Origin of the sequence: Spirillospora sp. NPDC048819 (genome assembly GCF_040650055.1) — a bacterium.
Classification (GTDB): Bacteria; Actinomycetota; Actinomycetes; order Streptosporangiales; family Streptosporangiaceae; genus Spirillospora.
Map to the genome: position 1 here is coordinate 113,121 of NZ_JBEZGN010000026.1, position 16,277 is coordinate 129,397.

At 73.1% G+C, this 16,277-nt stretch carries 15 protein-coding genes; 6 read left to right on the top strand and 9 right to left on the bottom strand.

All coding sequences use genetic code 11. From position 1 onward, the window contains the following. Positions 1–37: 37 nt before the first annotated feature. The 3 genes from AB0C35_RS29760 to AB0C35_RS29770 all read left to right on the top strand — a co-directional run bounded on the left by AB0C35_RS29760 (position 38) and on the right by AB0C35_RS29770 (position 2,332). On the top strand, positions 38–208 hold the full coding sequence (locus tag AB0C35_RS29760) for a hypothetical protein (protein ID WP_358462803.1): 171 nt from the start codon (positions 38–40) through the stop codon (positions 206–208). A gap of 115 nt (positions 209–323) precedes the next feature. Then, positions 324–1,187, top strand: coding sequence for a DUF4253 domain-containing protein (locus AB0C35_RS29765; protein ID WP_358462806.1), 864 nt, complete (start codon positions 324–326; stop codon positions 1,185–1,187). After that, positions 1,178–2,332, top strand: coding sequence for a hypothetical protein (locus AB0C35_RS29770; protein ID WP_358462809.1), 1,155 nt, complete (start codon positions 1,178–1,180; stop codon positions 2,330–2,332). Before AB0C35_RS29765 ends, AB0C35_RS29770 begins: the two co-directional genes overlap by 10 nt. 25 nt (positions 2,333–2,357) lie before the next feature. Here AB0C35_RS29770 and AB0C35_RS29775 read toward each other — a convergent pair whose 3' ends face one another. The 9 genes from AB0C35_RS29775 to AB0C35_RS29815 form a co-directional block, all read right to left on the bottom strand. Further along, on the bottom strand, positions 2,358–4,358 hold the full coding sequence (locus AB0C35_RS29775) for an ATP-binding SpoIIE family protein phosphatase (RefSeq protein ID WP_358462812.1): 2,001 nt from the start codon (positions 4,356–4,358) through the stop codon (positions 2,358–2,360). Positions 4,359–4,432: 74 nt separating this feature from the next. Beyond that, complete coding sequence (locus AB0C35_RS29780; protein WP_358462815.1) at positions 4,433–5,206, bottom strand: SDR family oxidoreductase; 774 nt, start codon at positions 5,204–5,206, stop codon at positions 4,433–4,435. 49 nt (positions 5,207–5,255) lie between these two features. Continuing rightward, positions 5,256–6,206, bottom strand: a complete 951-nt coding sequence (locus tag AB0C35_RS29785) for an RNA polymerase sigma-70 factor (RefSeq protein WP_358462818.1) — start codon at positions 6,204–6,206, stop codon at positions 5,256–5,258. Then, positions 6,206–7,066, bottom strand: a complete 861-nt coding sequence (locus tag AB0C35_RS29790; RefSeq protein ID WP_358462821.1) for a fused MFS/spermidine synthase — start codon at positions 7,064–7,066, stop codon at positions 6,206–6,208. The genes AB0C35_RS29785 and AB0C35_RS29790 overlap by 1 nt, the downstream gene beginning before the upstream one ends. 43 nt (positions 7,067–7,109) lie before the next feature. Continuing rightward, positions 7,110–8,147 (bottom strand): dipeptide ABC transporter ATP-binding protein, encoded by a 1,038-nt coding sequence (locus AB0C35_RS29795; protein WP_358462824.1) that lies wholly within the window; start codon positions 8,145–8,147, stop codon positions 7,110–7,112. Next, positions 8,131–9,165 (bottom strand): ABC transporter ATP-binding protein, encoded by a 1,035-nt coding sequence (locus AB0C35_RS29800; RefSeq protein WP_358462827.1) that lies wholly within the window; start codon positions 9,163–9,165, stop codon positions 8,131–8,133. The genes AB0C35_RS29795 and AB0C35_RS29800 overlap by 17 nt, the downstream gene beginning before the upstream one ends. A 20-nt stretch (positions 9,166–9,185) precedes the next feature. Next, positions 9,186–10,088, bottom strand: coding sequence for an ABC transporter permease (locus AB0C35_RS29805; RefSeq protein ID WP_358462830.1), 903 nt, complete (start codon positions 10,086–10,088; stop codon positions 9,186–9,188). Positions 10,089–10,098: 10 nt separating this feature from the next. Further along, positions 10,099–11,025 (bottom strand): ABC transporter permease, encoded by a 927-nt coding sequence (locus AB0C35_RS29810; RefSeq protein WP_358462833.1) that lies wholly within the window; start codon positions 11,023–11,025, stop codon positions 10,099–10,101. Positions 11,026–11,031: 6 nt separating this feature from the next. Further along, the gene (locus tag AB0C35_RS29815) at positions 11,032–12,651 is read right to left on the bottom strand and encodes an ABC transporter substrate-binding protein (RefSeq protein WP_358462836.1); all 1,620 of its coding nucleotides are present in this window, start codon (positions 12,649–12,651) and stop codon (positions 11,032–11,034) included. 210 nt (positions 12,652–12,861) lie between these two features. Between AB0C35_RS29815 and AB0C35_RS29820 the strand changes: the two genes are divergently transcribed. The 3 genes from AB0C35_RS29820 (at position 12,862) to AB0C35_RS29830 (ending at position 16,260) form a co-directional block, all read left to right on the top strand. Continuing rightward, positions 12,862–14,166: a M20/M25/M40 family metallo-hydrolase gene (locus AB0C35_RS29820; RefSeq protein WP_358462839.1), complete on the top strand. Its 1,305-nt coding sequence runs from the start codon at positions 12,862–12,864 to the stop codon at positions 14,164–14,166. A gap of 18 nt (positions 14,167–14,184) precedes the next feature. After that, complete coding sequence (locus AB0C35_RS29825) at positions 14,185–15,123, top strand: hypothetical protein (RefSeq protein WP_358462841.1); 939 nt, start codon at positions 14,185–14,187, stop codon at positions 15,121–15,123. Positions 15,124–15,222: 99 nt separating this feature from the next. Next, entirely contained in the window at positions 15,223–16,260 is a 1,038-nt protein-coding gene (locus AB0C35_RS29830) for an MBL fold metallo-hydrolase (protein ID WP_358462844.1), read from the top strand. The last annotated feature ends 17 nt before the right edge of the window (positions 16,261–16,277 follow it).

Sequence of the window (16,277 nt, forward strand, 5' to 3'; positions counted from 1 at the left end):
CTTCCCGAACACCCCTCTCCTTCGAAAGGCGAAGATCATGAGCAATTCCACCCGCTGGACCCTGGTCGGCATTCTCGTCGCCCTCAACGTCCTGTCGAACACGGTCATGCCGGACACCTGGATCGGAATCGCGCTCAGCGTCGTCTTCGGCGTCGCCGCGATCGCCATCGTGGCCGACTTCGTGCTCCGGCGCCGCCGCGAGCAGTGAGCCGCGGACCGCCGGACGCCCTGCCGGGACGATCGAACCGCACCGCTCGTCCCCCAGGGCGCCCCCGCCGCCGTTACGATCGCCACTGGCATGCTCTGTACCGGAACGGCGTGAAATGGATGATGTGGAGGTCCGGCACCTGCCGGGCGATCTGCCGCGGCTGTTCGACGACGGCGTCGAAGGCGGCGTCGACGGCGGCGGGGCCGGCGGCCCGGCCGGGCGGGCGTTGTCGGTGCCGCTGCCCGAGGGCGACCTGGTGTGGCCCGATCCCGGCTACCCGCAGCGGCGGCTGCTCATGCGTCCCGCGTTCTGGCTCAGCGACGAGCCCGTCCACGGGGAGTTGTGGTGCGGGCTGCGCGCCGAGCATCCCCGGTCGGGCCTCTGGCCGCTGCTGATGGACGAGAGCGACCAGCCCTGGGCGTCCGGCCAGATCGCGCCCGAGCCGGCGGCCGAGATCGGCCAGTACCATCCCCACGCGTTCATGTCCGAGGTGTGGGCCGACTGGGCGGAGCAGGCGGCCGACGAGGATCTCGACGACCTCGCCCCCTTCGGGCGGCACTGCCCCGGCCTCGCCCCGCCCGGCGTCCCGGTCGACGACCCCGGCGCCGTGGCCGACCGGTTCGCCCGCGCCCTCGCCGGGCGGGGCATGTCGCTGGGCCTGGCCGCGGTGGACCGGGGCGCCGACGCCCTCGCCGTCACCGGCTGGCAGGGCGCCCTCAACCACAACGAGTGGACGGCGCCGCTCGCGGCCGTCCTGCGGAGCTGGGAGGAACGCTTCGGCGCCCGCGTCGTCGGGCTCGGATTCAACACCCTGGAGGTCAGCGTCGCCGCGCCACCGGTCACCACACGGCACGCCGTCCACGTCGCCGCCGAGCACTGGACGTTCTGCCCCGACATCCTGTTCCAGGGGCCCGGCAGCCTCGCCGGCTACGCCGAGGAGATCCGCGGCAAGACCAGATGGTCCTTCTGGTGGGACTGACCGCGCGCGGGAGGACGCTGCCCGCCGTCATCGCGGCGGCCGTCGCGCTGACGCTGGCGGCCGACGTGACGGTCCTCGTCGCGGAGCGTTCCGGCGAGGAGGCCCCGCGGGCTGAAGACCTGGTGTCGGTCGACCGCGGTTCGGCGCCGCGGGCCCCGGCGGTCGCGCCGCTGACCCGCCGTTACACGCCGCATCTGCTCGTCGCCGGGACGTCCCCGCTCCCGCCCGGCGCCGTCGAGCGCACCAAGGCGCTCAAGGGCGTCGCGGGGGTGACGGTCGTCGACGCCGCGCGGGCCAGGGTCGGCGGGCGCCGGATGGGGCTCCTCGGCGTGAACCCGTCGAAGTTCCGGGCGTTCGCGCCCGCGGCGACGGCCGAATCCGACCAGTTGTGGCAGACCATCGCGTCCGGCGGCCTGGCCCTGTCCTTCGAGCAGGGCCGCGACGGGACGCTGCCGCTCGGCGCGGTGGTGCCCGCGGGCAGCAGCGAACGCTCCGGCCGGGTGCGCGTCGGCGCCTACGCCTCGATGGGCATCGGCGACATCGACGCGGTCGTGTCCCGCGAGCAGGCCAGGGCGCTCGGCATGCCGGACGGGAACGGCCTGGTCATCAGCGCCCCGAAGGCCGACACCGGCAAGCTGGTGGCGCGGCTGAAGAAGATCCTGCCGCCGGGCACGAAGGTGGCGGCGCTGGCGCCGCCGCGGACCCCGGCCAGGACCGCCGAGCAGAAGGGACGGCCGCGGCTGACCGGGCGGCCGGACGGGGTGACGGGCGCCTCGACCCCGATCACCGGGAACCGGATGACGCCGACGATGCGCGCCCTGGTCCTGGAGATCGCCAAGCTGTTCGGGCCGTTCCCGGTGATCGGCTGCTACCGCTCCACCGCCGACGCGCAGGACCACGGCGACGGCCGCGCCTGCGACTTCATGGAGAGCACCGGCGGGCGGATGCCGACCGCCAGCGCGCTGCGGCACGGCGACCAGGTCGCGGCGTACGCCGTCCAGAACGCGCGCCGGCTCGGGGTCTCCTACGTCATCTGGAAACAGCACATCTGGAACGTGCGCGGCGGCGGCTGGCGCCCGATGGAGAACCGCGGGAGCCTCACCCAGAACCACTACGACCACGTTCACATCTCGGTGCTGCGCTGACCCCTGCGCCGATCGGGCCGACGGGTCAGGGCAGGTCCTGCTCGCACCAGACGACCTTGCCGCCCACCGTGCGGCGCACGCCCCAGCGCTGCGCCAGCCGCCCCACGACGTGCAGGCCCCGGCCCGACTCGATCATGTCGTCCTCGTCGTCGTGGTGCCGGATCCGGGGACGGCCGTCGGAGGAGTCGAAGACCTCGCAGACCAGCCCGCCCTCCCGCACCAGCCGCAGCGTGATCCGCCCGCCCGCGTGCCGGATCGCGTTGGTGACCAGCTCGGACGCCAGCAGCATGGTGGAGTGGGCCATGTCGTCGAGATCCCAGCGGGCGAGCCGGTCGCGGATGAGGCCGCGGGCGCGGCGGACGGCGGCGGGCTCGGCGGGCAGTTCCCAGGTGGCGTGGTGGTCGGCGGGGATGCGCGCCAGCCGGGCGACGAGCATCGCGATGTCGTCGCGGTGCTGGTCGTCGTAGACGCCGTCGAGCGCCGCCTGGCACAGGTCCTCCAGCGGGCGGGCCGCGGCGCCGGGACCGAAGGTGGCCTGCAGCCGCGCCAGCCCGTCGTCGATGTCGCGGGCCCGGTTCTCCACCAGCCCGTCGGTGTAGAGGAACAGCAGCGTCCCGTCCTCGACGGTGAACTCGCGGCTGACGATCGGGCCGTCGCCGCCGACGCCGAGCGGCGGCGCGGGCGGCACCGGGAGGTACTCCGAGGCGGCGCCGGGCGGGGCGAGCAGCGGGGGCAGATGCCCGGCGCTGGCGACCTCGCACCGCCCGCTGACCGCGTCGTAGACGACGTAGGCGCAGGTGGCGAAGTGCGGCTCCCGCTCACCGAGCGTCCGCATCAGCGAGTCGAGCCGTTCGAGGGCTTCGGCGGGCGGAAGTTCGAGTCCGGCGAGGGTGTGGATGGCGGTGCGGAGCCGCCCCATGGTGACGGCGGCCTTCACCCCGTGCCCGGCGACGTCCCCGACGACCAGCGCGACCCGCGCGCCCGGCAGCGCGATCGACTCGTACCAGTCGCCGCCGACCTCGATGAGGCGGCTGCCCGGCAGGTAGCGGTGGTGCACCTCGACCGGCGACGGCGCCGACAGCCCGGTCGGCAGGAGGCTGCGCTGCAGGGTGAGGGCGGTGGCGCGTTCCCGCGAGTACTGCCGGGCGCTCTCGATGAAGATGGAGGCCCGATGGGCGAACTCCATCCCGATCTCGACGTCGTAGGCGTCGAACGGGCGGTGCGCGAAGTTGCGGGTGCAGACGAAGAACCCGAGGTCGCCCGCCGCGGACGCGATCGGCAGCAGCAGCAGCGAGGCGCCCTTGAGCAGGTCGGCGACCGGCGGCCGGCGCCACCCGGCCGCGAGCTCGGCCGCGCCCTCGTCGCCGAGGGCGCGCAGCACCGGCTCGCCCGAGGCCATGCACAGCGCGTGCGGGGTGCCCTCCGGGTAGACGAGCGACTCCCCGGTGGGGAACGTCGCGTCCCAGGCGGGGTCGTCGTCGTCGAACCCGATCGCCATGCGGCGCATCTGCGGGCCATCCGGGCCGTCCGGCGGCTCGTCCGCGTCGATGTGCCTTTCCAGCAGGAGCAGGGCGCCGGAGTTGCAGAAGTGCGGGACGAGCACGTCCATCAGGCCGCGCGCGAGCATTTCGAGGTCGAGCGTGGAGCCGATCCGCGGGAGCGCGTCGTCCAGCAGCGCCCTGCGGATGACGGCGGGGTCGACGAACCTGTCGGCGAGCGGCACCGGCACCCGGACGACGGCGAGCGCCACGACGTCGGGCGCGCCGCCGCTCATGGGGTGGACGGTGACGACCGCGTCGAGCGTGCGGCCCTCCGGGTTCTCCACGGCGAGCATGGCGGTGCGCTCCCGCCCGGCCTTGATCGCCTCCAGCAGCGGCTCCCGTGCCCCGGGGATCACCTCGTCGAGGTGGGCGCCCTGCAGGTCGTCGCCCTTCGGGGCGAGAACGGCGGCGGCATTTCGGTCGAACTGGAGTATTCTCCCCGACGAATCCATGCCGAGAATCAGAATTCGGGTGGACGACTCCATCGCTCGATTATGGGACATCGCGGGCCGCGATGCGGGCGATACGGCGCGGGAAACCGGACCGGAATCCCGCCCCGTCAGGAACGCGTGTGGCGTTCCTCCAGGAATTGCCGCCAGGTCCGCTCCCCCACGGCGTGGCCGGGCGCCAGGTGATGGCCTGCCCGAAATCCGCGGCCCGCCTTTCCGGGCAGCGGCAGCGGCACCCGGACGGGCCGCCGCAGCCCCCGGGCCCGCAGATACGCCCCGGCCATCTCCTCCAACGTCAGCACCTCCGGGCCGCCCATGTCGCCGACCCGCCGCGCGGGCCCGCCGGCGAGGGCCAGCTCCGCGAGCCGCTCGGCGACCTCGCCGACGTCGATCGGCTGGTCGCGCAGCCCCCTCGGGAGCACGATGACGCCGGGGATCTTCGTGAGGACGTTCAGGACCATGTCCGGGAGCGTGTGGAACTGCGTGGTCCGCAGGATCGTGTACGGCAGCCCGGAGTCCTCGATGAGCCTCTCCACCGCGTGCTTAGTCCGGTAGTAGCCGTAGGGGATCTTGTCCACGCCCACGATGGAGATGTAGATCAGGTGGGGGGCGCCCTGCTTGCGGGCGGCCTCGATCAGCAGGCGCGCGGCGGGCAGGTCCCGCTTGGGGTGGAACGGGTCGCTGGCGCAGTGCACGATCGTCTCGGCGCCGGCGACGGCCGCGTCGACGCCCTCACCGGTGGACAGGTCGCCCTTGTGCCAGGTCACGCCGTCCTCCGGCTCCCGGGTGCGGCGGCTCAGCCCGTGCACGTCCGCCCCCGCCTCGGCCAGCATGCGGGTGAGGGGGCGGCCCAGCGTGCCGCTCGCCCCGGTCACGAGAATCATCGTTTCCTCCTTCACCTCGGGTCCCGCCCGTCCATCGGGACCCTTCCCATCAGGACGGACCGGACGACTCCCCGGAACGTGACAGCGCCCGGTCGGCGAAGGCGAGCTTTCCGGGATTGACGACGACGAACAGGCTGGTGATCCGGTCCCCGGAGACCTCCGGCACCAGGATCCCGTAGAGCGCGCCGCGGATCCGTACGACGACCGCCGGGACGCCGTTGACCTCCTCGACCGTGGTGGCGACCCGGCCGGGCGCCAACTCCTCCCCGCGGCGGGCGAGGCCGATCAGGAAGCGCGCCACCCGGGCGCGGCCGGTGATGGGCAGGCGGGCGGCGCTGACCTTGCCGCCGCCGTCGGACCAGGACACGACGTCCTCGGCGAGGACCTGCTCCAGCCCCGACATGTTCCCGCGCATCGCCGCGTCCAGGAACCTCTCGACGAGCCGGCGCCACTCCGCGTTCCCCGGCGCGAACCGGCGCTCGGCGGACGCGACCCGCTGCCGGGCACGGCGGTGCAGCTGCCGGCTCGACGCCTCCGACACCTCCAGGATGTCCGCGATCTGCCGGTGCGGGTAGCCGAACGCCTCCCGCAGGACGAACACCGCCCGTTCGGCGGGGGTGAGCGACTCCATCAGCGTCAGCAGCGCCAGCGACACCGAGTCGCGCTGCTGGACGGTCTCCAGCGGCTCCAGCGGCCCCGGCGGCCCGCCCGGCGCGGCGGCCGGCACCGGCTCGGGCAGCCACGGCCCGATGTAGGACTCGCGGCGGGCCCGCGCGGAGGTCAGCCGGTTCAGGCACAGGTTCGTGACGACCTTGGTCAGCCAGGCCCGCGGCTCCTCGACGGCGGCCCGGTCGGCGCCGTTCCACCGCAGGAACGCGTCCTGCACCGCGTCCTCGGCCTCCTGGACCTCGCCGAGCATCCGGTAGGCGATGCCCGTCAGCCTCGGCCGCATCGCCTCGAACTCCGCGGCCTCGTCCGCCGCCATCGGCCCGGTCTCCATCAGGACCTCCCGAAGACCTGCGGCGGCGGGACGGGCGCGACGATCTCCTCGCCGTCGCGCAGCGGCGCGGCGCCCGCGCAGAACGCGGCGAGGTCGCCGCCCTCCAGCAGCCGGGCCCGCACGATGCCGCCCGCCGCGCGGCGCGTCAGCTCGGCCGCCGGAAGCGGTTCCCGCGACCCGGCCACGATCAGGTTGCCGAACCGGCGGCCCCGCAGCACGCCAGGGTCGCCCATCAGCAGCGTGTGCCGGAACACCGACCGCACGGTGGCGGCGACCCTCCGGGCGAACGGCAGCCGGAACCCGTCGGCGACGTTGACCATGTAGACGCCCCGGGGCCGCAGCACCCGCGCGGCGTCCAGCACGAACTCGCGGGTCGCGAGCTCGGGCGGCATCGACGCCTCGGCGAACGCGTCCATCACCACCAGGTCGTCGGCCTCGTCGGCGAGCGCCGCGATCCCCGTCCGCCCGTCGGTGACCCGGATCCGCAGGCCGGGGATCCCCTTGACCGGAAGCTGCTCGCGGACGACCCGGACCAGCTCCGCGTCCGGTTCCAGGACGATCTGCCGGGACCCGGGCCGGGTCGCGGCGATGTAGCGGGGCAGCGTGCAGCCGGCGCCGCCGATGTGGACCGCGTCGAACGCCTGGCCTTCCACGCCGAGGGAGTCGACCACGTCGCCCATGAGGCGCATGTACTCGAAGTCGAGGTAGGTGGGGTCGGACAGGTGGACGTACGACTGGGGCACGCCGCCGACGAGCAGCATCCAGCCGCCGTCGCGGTCGGCGTCCCGCAGCAGCTCGGCTTCCCCGCCGTCGATCCTGTAGGTGTTCGGCCGGGGACCGTGCCTGCCCTTGCGCGCCATGGCCACCACCCTACGGAACCCTTTGCGGAGTACCGGCGGAACGTCAGGTTTGTTCGGTGAGGGCCTCCTCGGCCGCGAAATGGCAGGCGCTGGGGTGGGCGGAGCCGTCCCGTTCCTCCAGGCCCGGCTCCCGTTCCGCGCACACGTCCCGGGCCTTCCAGCAGCGGGTCCGGAACCGGCAGCCGGACGGCGGGTGCAGCGGCGACGGAGGCTCCCCCTCGAGCCGGATCTGGCCGGACAGCCCGGGCGCGTCCGGGTCGGGCACCGGCACGGCCGACAGCAGCGCCTGCGTGTACGGGTGGGTGGGATGCTCGTAGATCTGGTGCTCGTCGCCGGTCTCGACGACCTTCCCCAGATACATCACGGCGATGCGGTCGGAGATGTGGCGGACGGCGGCCAGGTCGTGCGCGATGAACACGTACGCCAGGCCCAGTTCCCGCTGCAGCTCGGCGAGCAGGTTCATGACCTGCGCCTGGACGGAGACGTCCAGCGCCGACACCGGCTCGTCGCACACGATCACGTCGGGGTGCAGCGCGAGGGCGCGGGCGATCCCGACGCGCTGCCGCTGCCCGCCGGAGAACTGGTGGGGGTACCGGCTGACGTGACCGGGGTCGAGGCCGACGAGCTCCAGCAGTTCCTGGACGCGCGCCCGCCGCTCGCCCTTCGGGGCCACCTCGGGGTGGATCGCGAAGGGCTCCCCCACGATGTCGCCGACCGTCATGCGGGGGTTGAGGGACGAGTAGGGGTCCTGGAGCACCATCTGGATCCGGCGGCGCAGCGCCCGCAGCTCGGGTTTCGGCAGGGCGAAGACGTCGCGGCCGTCGAAGCGGACCGTCCCGGCCGTGGGGCGTTCGGCCGCGAGCAGCAGCCTGGCCAGCGACGACTTCCCGCACCCGGACTCGCCGACGACGCCGAGGGTCTCGCCGCGGCGCAGTTCCAGGTCGACGCCGTCCACGGCCCTGACATGCCCGACCGCGCGTTTGAACAGCACGCCGCGGGTCACCGGGTAGTGCTTGACGAGCCCCTCCACCTGGAGGATCGGGGCGTCCCGCCGGGGCGCGCCCTCACTCGGGTCCGGCACCGTGGACCTCCTCGGCGAAATGGCAGGCGGCGGTGTGGCCGGGCGCGACGGTGACCGGCGGCGGCCTCTCGGCCGAGCAGATCGCCTCCGCGCGCGGGCAGCGCGGCCGGAAAGGGCAGCCGGACGGCAGCGCGGCGGGGTCCGGCGGCGCCCCCCTGATCGGGACGAGCGGTCCCCCGCGCCGGTCGAGGCGCGGCACCGACGCCAGCAGCCCGCGCGTGTAGGGGTGCGCGGGCCGCGCGTACAGCGCCCGGGCGGGCGCCTGCTCGGCGACCGACCCGGCGTACATGACGACGATCCGGTCGGCCACGCCGGCGACGACGCCGAGATCGTGGGTGATGAGCACCATGCCCATGCCCATCTCCTCCTGGAGCCCGGCCAGCAGCCGCATGACCTGCGCCTGCACGGTCACGTCGAGGGCGGTGGTCGGCTCGTCGGCGATCAGCACGTCCGGTTCCAGCGCCAGCGCCATCGCGATCATGATGCGCTGGCGCATGCCGCCGGAGAACTGGTGCGGGTAGTCGCCGAGCCGCCGCGCGGCCGACGGGATCCCGACCCGGTCCATCAGCTCGACCGCCCGGTCCCTGGCCTCCCGGCGGCCGAGGCCGCGGCGCACCCGGTACATCTCGCGGATCTGGTCGCCGACGGTGAACACCGGGTTCAGCGCGGTCAGCGCGTCCTGGAAGATCATGGAGATGCGGTCGCCGCGGTAGTCGCGGCGGCGCCGCTCGGGCAGGCTCAGCAGCTCCTCGCCGCGCAGGCGCACCGACCCCCGGCCGATCCGGGCGGGCGGGACGTCGAGGATGCCCATGACGGCCTGGGCCGCGACGCTCTTGCCCGACCCCGACTCGCCGAGGATCGCGACCGTCTCCCCCTCGGCGAGGGTGTACGACAGCCCGTTCACCGCGTGCACGTCCTGGCCGCGCATCCGGAAACTGACGTGCAGGTCGTCGACGGCGAGGAGCGGCGCGTCCGGGCGGGGCGCGGGAACCGGGTCGTCTTTCAGGTCCGCCGTCATGTGATGCCTCCGGTCATCGGTCACCGCAGCTTCGGGTCGAGGGCGTCGCGGACGGCGTCGCCGAGCAGCAGGAAGCTCAGCACCGTCGCCGACAGGAACGCCGCGGGGAAGACCAGCAGATGCGGGTGGGTCATGAAGACGTCCTTGGCCTGGCCGAGCTGGAGCCCCCAGGAGACCTGCGGGTACTGCAGCCCGACGCCGAGGAAGTCCAGCGTCGCCTCCCCCACGATCACGTTGCCGACGTTGAGGGTGGCGATCACGATCACCGGGGCGATCGCGTTCGGCAGGATGTGCCGCAGCATGATCCGCCGGTCGGACGCGCCGAGCAGCCGCGCGGCCTGCACGTAGTCGGCGTCGCGGACGGAGATGACCTGGCCCCGCATGATGCGGATCATCGTCGTCCAGCCGAGCAGCACCAGCACCAGCGTCATCGCGCCGACGCCGTGCCCGGGGAACGCGACGAGGATCACGGTGCCGCCCAGCACGAACGGCAGCCCGAAGAACACGTCGGTGATCCGGGCGATCAGCGCGTCCGGCAATCCGCCGTAGTAGCCCGCCAGCATCCCGAACACCAGCGCGATCAGCAGCGCGAACAGCGTGACCGCGACGCCGATCAGCAGCGTCGGGCGGGCGCCGTGCACGACGTGCGCGTAGTAGTCGCAGCCCGCGAGGTCGGTGCCGAACCAGTGGTCGCCGGACGGGCCCAGCTTGGACAGGTTCGGGTCGCAGCCCTCGTTGGCCGCGCGGCCGGTGAACAGGCCAGGGAAGGCCGCCATCGACGCGACCACCGCGAGGATCGACACCGAGCCCCAGAAGACCCAGCGGCGCCGCAGGTCGCGCCACGCGTCGTCCCACAGCGAGGCTCTGCCGATCTCGCCGCCGGCGGCCGCGACGGCCTCGGCCTCCGCCTCCTTCATCGTCATCGCCGGCCCCCTACTCGTACCTGATCCGCGGGTCCAGGACGCCGTACAGCAGGTCCACGACGAGATTGACCAGCAGGAAGATCAGCACCAGGACCGTGACCGCGCCGACCACGACGGGCCCCTCCTTGAGCTGGATCGACTGGAACACCTGCTGGCCGATGCCGGGCAGGTTGAAGATGCCCTCGGTCACGATCGCGCCGCCCATCAGGTTCCCGAAGTCGACGCCGAGGTAGGTCACCACCGGGATCAGCGAGTTGCGCAGCGCATGCCGCCCGACGACCCGCGCCCGCGACAGCCCCTTGGCATTGGCGGTGCGGACGTAGTCGGCCCGCAGGTTCTCCGACAGGCTCGTCCGGGTCAGCCGCGCCACGTACGACAGGCCGAGCGAGCCGAGCACGATGCCGGGCAGCAGGTAGCTCATCGGCCACCCGTCGTCGGTCCCGGCCGTGGGGAAGATCCTCCAGTGCAGGCCGAAGACGATCTGCGCGATGTACCCGAGGACGAACACCGGGACCGCGATCACCAGGGTCGTCCCGCCGAGGACGAGGGTGTCGGCGAGCCTGCCGCGCCGCAGGCCCGCCCACACGCCGAGCACGATCCCGATGGCCAGCTCGAAGATCCACGCGGTGAGCGCCAGCTGCGCGGTCACCGCCCAGCGCCCGCTGAGCATCTCCGACACGCTCTGCCCGGTGTAGTTCTCGCCCAGGTCGCCCTGGACGAGACCCCACATGTACTTCGCGTACTGCACCAGCAGCGGGTCGTTCAGGTTGTACCGGTCCCGGAGCTCCTGCAGGACGTTGTCCGGGACCGGCTTGTCCCCGGCGAGCGCCTGGATCGGATCGCCCGGCAACGCGAACACCATCGCGTAGATCAGCAGCGTGGTGCCGAAGAAGACCGGGACCGCCTGCAGGAGCCGCCGGAGGACGTAACGCCACATCGCCGGCTACTTCACCGTCACTTCGGTGGCGACCAGGCCGGTCGAGAACGGGGTGATCCTGACGTTCTCAACGTCCTCCGACCGGCCGCCCTGGCCCGCCCACGTCCACAGCGGGATCATCGGCATCTCCCGGATGGCGATGTCCTCGGCCTGGTTGTAGAGCTTGGCGGCCTCCTGCTGGTCCGCCGTCCGGTTGGCCTTGGCGATGAGGTCGTCGAACTCCTTGTTCGTCCAGCCCATGCGGTTGTTGTCCGAACCCCACATGTTCTCCAGGTAGTTCTGCGGGCTCGGGAAGTCCGCCTCCCAGTTCTGCCGGTACGGGCCCTTCTCCTTGCGCTCCCGCAGCATGGAGAAGTAGTCGGACGCGGGGACCTGGCGGAACTCGATGTCCTGGATGCCGAGGTTGTCGCGCAGGGAGTTCGCGACGATCCGCATCCACTGCGCGTAGGTCGGCTGCGAGTTGGAGAAGTACAGCTCCATCGTCCCCTCGAACCCGCCGGCCTTGTCGAACAGCTGCTTGGCCTTGGCCGGGTTGTAGGTGCACAGCTCGCCGCAGGCGTTGTCGCGGTGGCCGGGGATGATGGACGGGACCAGCGAGTCGGCCGGGAAGTAGTCCCCGTTGTAGACGGCCTTGTTGATCCCCTCCCGGTCGATGACCATCGAGATCGCCTTGCGCAGGTCCGGGTCGGCGAACCGCTTGTCGAACAGGGGGAAGCCCAGGTAGTCGGTCGTGCTCATCTTGCGGGCGAGGAACCGGTCGCCCAGCACCCGCTTGGCCTCGGGCACCTTGCCGGACGGGATGGTCTGCAGCACGTCGATCCGGCCGGCCCGCAGGTCGGTGTAGGCGGTGTCGGCGCTGGAGTAGCTCTTCCAGGTCACGCCCTTGTTCTTGGGCTTGCGCGGCCCGGTGTAGCCGGGGAACGCGACGAGCTTGATCTGCTTGTTGCGCTCCCAGTCGCCCTCCATCATGTACGGGCCGTTGCCGATCGGATGCTCGTCGAACGCCTTGGGGTCCTTGAGCCCGGCCTTCGGCATCGGCGCGTACGCCGGGTGGGTGAGCAGGAGCGGGAACGGGCTGAACGGGTCGCTGAGCGTGACCTTGAGCGTGCTCTGGTCGACGACCTCGACCCCGGACAGCGTGTCGGCCTCCGGCTTCGCGTTCTCGTCCTCGGGGTTCATCGCGTCGTACCCGTCGATGGACGAGAAGTAGTCGTTGGCGCCCATCGCGTTCGGCCCGTACGCGGCGTGGTTCCAGGCGTCGGCGAAGTTCTGCGCGGTCACCGGCTCGCCGTTGTGGAACTTCTGCCCCGGCCTCAGCTTGATCGTCCAGACCTTCTGGTCGTCGGAGGTGACCGACTGGGCGGCCAGCGGGACGGCCTTGCCGTCCGCGTCGAGCGTCATCAGATTGTCGAACAGCTCGGTGATCACGTCGAAGGAGTAGCTGCTCGTGGTGTTGGCGGGCATCAGGTGGTCGGGTTCGGAATGGCCCACGGTGAACGTGCCGTCGCTCGCGCCGGCGCTGTCGCCGCCGCAGGCCGACAGGCCGAGCGACGCGGCCAGCGCCACCGCGGCGAGCCCCGCGACCTTCCCGCGGACACCCCTTCCGGCACCCCTCTGGCTTGACATGGTCCTCCTCGACCCGGTCGCTGCGTCGCGCCGCGGGCGCTTGGCCGCCCGCGGCACCTAGATTCCTCGCAGCGTCTGCTCACGGTGACCGTTTGGGTACGGGGCTCACGGAGTCGAAACCGGATCGAGACGTTCTTGATCTTCCATTGACAGAGGTCAGCGAGAGGCGAAAATGAAGGTTTGTTACGAAAGCGGCTTCTGGGGGTGAAGGTGCGCGACGACCCGAGCGGGGCCGAGGCGGCCGCGATCTGTGCCGATCTCATCCGCTTCGACACCACGAACCGGGGCGAGGGCGTGGCCCGCCCGGAGCGGCCGGCCGCCGAGCACGTCGCCGCTCTGCTGGACGAGGCGGGCGCCGAGCCGAAGATCGTCGAGTCCGCGCCCGGCCGCGCCAGCGTGCTGGCCCGCATTCCCGGCGGCGACCCCGCGCATCCCGCGTTCCTGATCCACGGGCATCTGGACGTGGTGCCCGCCGACCCGTCCGGGTGGGCCGTCCCGCCGTTCTCGGGCGAGGTCCGCGACGGGTGCGTGTGGGGGCGCGGCGCGGTCGACATGAAGGGCAGCCTGGCGATGACGCTCGCCACCGTCCGGCGGCGGCTGCGGGAGGGGCGTCGCACGCGCGGCGACCTCGTGCTGGCGTTCCTCGCCGACGAGGAGTGCACCGGCGACTACGGGTCCCGGTACGTCGTGCGCGAACACCGGGGGTTCTTCGACGGCTGCACCGAGGCGATCAGCGAGTCCGGCGGGTTCAGCGTGGACGCGGGCGGGACGCGGATCTACCCGATCGCGACCGGGGAGCGCGGCACGACCTGGATGAGGCTGACGGCGCGCGGCACCGCCGGGCACGGGTCCAAGCCCGCGCCCGACAACGCCGTCGCCGAGATCGCGCACGCCGTGTCCCGGCTGGCCTCCCACCGGTGGCCCGTCCGGCTGACCCCGGGCGTCCGGGCCCTGCTGGACGGGCTCGCGGACGCGCTCGGCACCGCCATCGACCACGACCGCATCGACGAGGAGGCCGCGCGCCTCGGCGGCGTCGGCCGCCTGTTCGCCGGGACGGTCCGCAACTCGGCCAACCCGACCCGGCTGGACGCCGGCTACAAGGTCAACGTCGTGCCGGACACGGCGACCGCGCAGGTCGACGGGCGCTACCTGCCCGGCACGGGCGAGGAGTTCCTCGCCACCGTCGACCGGCTCCTCGGCCCGGGCGTCACCCGCGAGTTCATCAACTACGAGGAGGCCCCGGCCGCCGACGCGTCCGGCCCGACGTTCGCGGCGCTCGCGGGCGCGCTCCGCGCCGAGGACCCGTCCGCGCGTCCCGTCCCGTACGTGATGGCGGGCGGGACCGACGCCAAGGCGTTCCACCGGATCGGCATCGCGAGCTTCGGCTTCGCGCCGCTGCTGCTCGGCCCCGACCTGGACTACCTCGGGATGTTCCACGGCGTGGACGAGCGGGTGCCGCTGGACGGCCTGGCCTTCGGGACCAGGGTCCTGGACCGCTTCCTCGACACACGCTGAAACGGGTAGAGACAGGGCGTGGACTTCTCCAGTGCGGCCGATGAGCTCTACGGCGTCCCGCCCGCGCAGTTCGTGGCGACGCGCAAGCGCCTGGCCCAGGACGCGAAGGCGGCGGGCGACGCGCCGCTCGCCAAGCGGATCGGGGCGCTGCGGCGCCCGACGCTGTCGGCGTGGGCGGTGAACCTCCTCGCCCGCTCGGCCGCCGGTGACCTGGGGCGGCTGCTGGACGTCGGGGACGAGCTGCGCTCGGCCTGGGGCTCGGGCGGCGGGCTCGGAGACCTGGAGCAGCGGCGGGCCCGCCTGGTGAGGTCGCTGGTGCGCGCCGCGGGCGAACTCGCCGCGGACGCGGGCAGTCCACTGCGCGAGCAGGCCCTCCGCGAGGTCGAGGACACCCTCCAGGCGGCCACGGTGGACGCCGGCATCGCCGAGGACGTACGGGAGGGACGGCTGCCGCAGCCGCGCAGCCACACGGGTTTCGTCCCCGCCGGGTTCCCCATGGCGCCGGGGGCCGAAGAGGAGCACGCGAAGCCGGGCGAGAAGGAGAAGAAGAAGGAGAGGGAGAAGGAGAGGCCGCCTGCCGAAGAGAAGGAGCCCGCCGGCGGGAAGCCCGCGAAGGAGAAGGAACCCCGGCGGCCGAGCTCGAACGTCACCCGGACCAGCGCGGCGCGGGTACGGCGCGCGGAGACGCTGCGCCGGCGCGCCGAAGAGGCGGACCGCAGGCTCGCCGAACGCCGGGAGCGGGCCGAGGAGGCGAAGCGGGCGGCCGACGAGGCGTCCGCCGAGGTGGGGCGGCTCCGGCACGAGCTGGAGCGGGCGGTCGCCGAGCGCGACGCGGCGGCGCGGCGGGCCGAATGCGCCGAGCAGAACCGCGCCCGCGCCGAGGATGCGGCGCGGGAGGCCCGGGGGGCGGCCGCGGAGGCGCGCCGGGCCGCCGACCGGGACGCGCGGCACGGGTGACCCATCCCACCGCCCCGGCCACGAACCGGACGTACGGCATGAAGTACGTTCTAGTAGAACGAAATTCCAGAAAGTGTGATCGACAACGGGGGGCGCGCGGTGACGGCACCGGTCGTGGAGCAGCCGACTGACTGGACCGAACCGGGCGCGCATCTCGTGGCGCCGGGGGTTCACCGGATCCCCCTGGCGCTGCCGATCCCCTCGCTGCACGCGGTCAACGTGTACGTCATCGAGGACGCCGACGGCGTCGTCGTCGTGGACTCCGGCTGGGCCATGCCGGACACGCGGACGTCCTTGGAACGTGCCCTGCGCACGCTCGGCCACGGGCTGGACGACGTGGCGCAGTTCCTCGTCACCCACGCGCACTGGGACCACTACTCGCAGGCGCTCGCCCTGCGCGAGTCGTTCGGGACGCGGGTGCGGATCGGGCGCGGCGAGCGGACGTCGATCGAGGCGTTCGACGTCCGCCGGGGCCTGCACCCCCGCCAGGTCGACATGCTGCGCCGCTGCGGCGCCGCCGCGATCGCCGACGAGATCGCGGCCATGCCCATTGAGCGGTCCGAGCAGGACGTCCCGCACACCCTCCCGGACGCGTGGCTCGACGACGGGGAGCGCGTCGGGCTGACCGGGCGCGGCCTGGACGTGCTCGCCACGCCGGGCCACACGCGCGGCCACATCGTCCTGCGGGACGCGGACGCGGGGCTGCTGTTCGCCGGCGACCACGTCCTGCCGCACATCACCCCGTCGATCGGGCTGGAGACCGAGCCGGAGCGCAAGCCGCTGCGCAGCTATCTCGAGTCGCTGCGGCTGGTCCGCGACATGCCCGACACGCTGCTGCTGCCCGCGCACGGCCCCGTGACGCCGAGCGTGCACACCCGGGTCGACGAGCTGCTGGAGCATCACGCCGAGCGGCTCGACACCGCGGCCGCGCAGGTCCGCGCGGGCCACACGACGGCCTTCGAGGTCGCGGCCGCCATGCCGTGGACGCGCCGCAGGCGCTCGCTCGACGACCTGGACGCCTTCAGCCGGATGCTGGCCGTCCTGGAGATCGAGGCCCACCTGGACGTCCTGGCCGACCGGGGCGTCCTCGACGCCCACGACGAGGCCGGCGTCCGCCGTTACGCCGTGCGGGTCTGACCGCCCGCCCGCCCGCG

Excerpts from the sequence above, each read along its gene's own strand:
- AB0C35_RS29760 (WP_358462803.1), top strand. The coding sequence starts at position 38 with ATGAGCAATTCCACCCGCTGGACCCTGGTCGGCATTCTCGTCGCCCTC.
- AB0C35_RS29765 (WP_358462806.1), top strand. The coding sequence starts at position 324 with ATGGATGATGTGGAGGTCCGGCACCTGCCGGGCGATCTGCCGCGGCTG.
- AB0C35_RS29775 (WP_358462812.1), bottom strand. The coding sequence starts at position 4,358 with ATGGAGTCGTCCACCCGAATTCTGATTCTCGGCATGGATTCGTCGGGG.
- AB0C35_RS29780 (WP_358462815.1), bottom strand. The coding sequence starts at position 5,206 with ATGATTCTCGTGACCGGGGCGAGCGGCACGCTGGGCCGCCCCCTCACC.
- AB0C35_RS29785 (WP_358462818.1), bottom strand. The coding sequence starts at position 6,206 with ATGGAGACCGGGCCGATGGCGGCGGACGAGGCCGCGGAGTTCGAGGCG.
- AB0C35_RS29790 (WP_358462821.1), bottom strand. The coding sequence starts at position 7,066 with ATGGCGCGCAAGGGCAGGCACGGTCCCCGGCCGAACACCTACAGGATC.
- AB0C35_RS29800 (WP_358462827.1), bottom strand. The coding sequence starts at position 9,165 with ATGACGGCGGACCTGAAAGACGACCCGGTTCCCGCGCCCCGCCCGGAC.
- AB0C35_RS29805 (WP_358462830.1), bottom strand. The coding sequence starts at position 10,088 with ATGACGATGAAGGAGGCGGAGGCCGAGGCCGTCGCGGCCGCCGGCGGC.
- AB0C35_RS29810 (WP_358462833.1), bottom strand. The coding sequence starts at position 11,025 with ATGTGGCGTTACGTCCTCCGGCGGCTCCTGCAGGCGGTCCCGGTCTTC.
- AB0C35_RS29815 (WP_358462836.1), bottom strand. The coding sequence starts at position 12,651 with ATGTCAAGCCAGAGGGGTGCCGGAAGGGGTGTCCGCGGGAAGGTCGCG.